The organism is Promicromonospora kroppenstedtii DSM 19349 (assembly GCF_000515355.1).
GTDB classification, from domain to species: Bacteria; Actinomycetota; Actinomycetes; order Actinomycetales; family Cellulomonadaceae; genus Promicromonospora; species Promicromonospora kroppenstedtii.
In genome coordinates this window covers 183,962-185,287 of sequence record NZ_KI911744.1, presented here as the reverse complement: position 1 = coordinate 185,287, position 1,326 = coordinate 183,962, and the positions used below count along the sequence as shown (strand labels likewise).

At 74.7% G+C, this 1,326-nt stretch carries 1 protein-coding gene; it reads right to left on the bottom strand.

Features of this window, described 5'->3' with window-relative positions:
- A partial coding sequence (locus tag PROKR_RS36165) for an ABC transporter permease (RefSeq protein WP_169736564.1) occupies positions 1-1,249 on the bottom strand: 1,249 nt, incomplete at its 3' end.
- Positions 1,250-1,326 lie beyond the last annotated feature (77 nt).

The following is a 1,326-nucleotide window of genomic DNA, read 5'->3' as shown; positions in this document are numbered from 1 at the left end:
TCCGATCCCGGGTGGCCGAGCGGGCCGGGGCGAGCGCCGCCAGGACCGTCACGCCCGCGCCCACGGCCAGCGGCAGCACGACCGCCTGCCAGGTCAGGGCGATGGTCGTCGGCAGCGGCACGCCGAGGTCGAACGACGGAGCCACCAGCAGCGCGACCTGGGCGAGTGCGGCGCCCACCACGATGCCCGCCGTCGAGGCGACGACACCGAGGATCGCGGCCTCCAGCAGCACGCTGCGGTAGAGCTGCCCCGCGCCCGCGCCGATGCAGCGCAGCAGCGCCAGGGTGCGGGTGCGCTGGGCCACCAGCACCTGGAACGTGTTGGTGATGACCATGGCCGCGATCAGCAGGGCGATGGCGGCGAAGGTCAGGACGAACACGAGGAACACGAGGTCCTGCCCGCCGGTCTGCGCCGCGGTCTGCTCCGCCGCCACCTGTTCGGTGGTCTGGACGGACACCTCGCCGGCGCCGGCCGGGAACGCACCCTGGACCGCCTCGCTCAGTGAGGCCGGGATCTCGTCACCCTGCAGCGGGGTGTCGAGCGCGACGAGCAGCTCGGTGACCGGGTCGCTGTAGGGCTCGCCCGCGCTCCAGGCGTCGAGCGTCGCGGCCGGGACCGCGGCGGCGCCGCCGTAGGGCGTGTAGGCGCCGTAGGGGTCGCTGGCGAGACCCGTCACGGTCAGCGTCTCGGTGACCTCCTCGGGCTCGCCGAGCTCGGCCGCCGGGTCGTCGGCCTGGCTCTCGGCCCAGCCCTCGGGGTACACGGTGCGGTTCAGCGTCACCGTGTCGCCGACGCCGACCTCCATCCGCTCGGCGACCTTGGTGGACAGCGCCACCTCGCCCGTGCCGGACGGCCAGGCGCCGTCGGCGAGCTCCAGCGGCGACAGGTTCGGGTCCGCGGGGACCGGGGCGAACACCTGGAAGCCGCCCTTGCCGCCGTTGCGCAGGTCGCCGAACCAGGTCGTGACCGGCTGGACGGCGGCGACGCCGTCCAGCGCCGCCACGGCCTGGATGTCGGCCTCGGCGATGCCGTCGGTCTCCGTGCCCGGCGTGGACACGACGACGTCGGCCTGCGCGTAGCCGGCCGCGACCATGTCGCGGGTGGTGCCGTTGATGACACCGCCGGCGAGCAGCGTGACGGTGACGAAGGCGGTGCTGATCAGGATCGCGACGCCCGCGGCCGTGAGCCGGCCGGTACTGCGCCGCATCTGCGCCCAGGTGAGGCGCGCGGTGGGGAAGGAGTTCGACATCACGCACCCGTCCGGGGTGCCGTGGTGACGGCGGGCTCCAGGGTGCGCAGCGCGTCCAGCCCCGCCATCGCGGACTC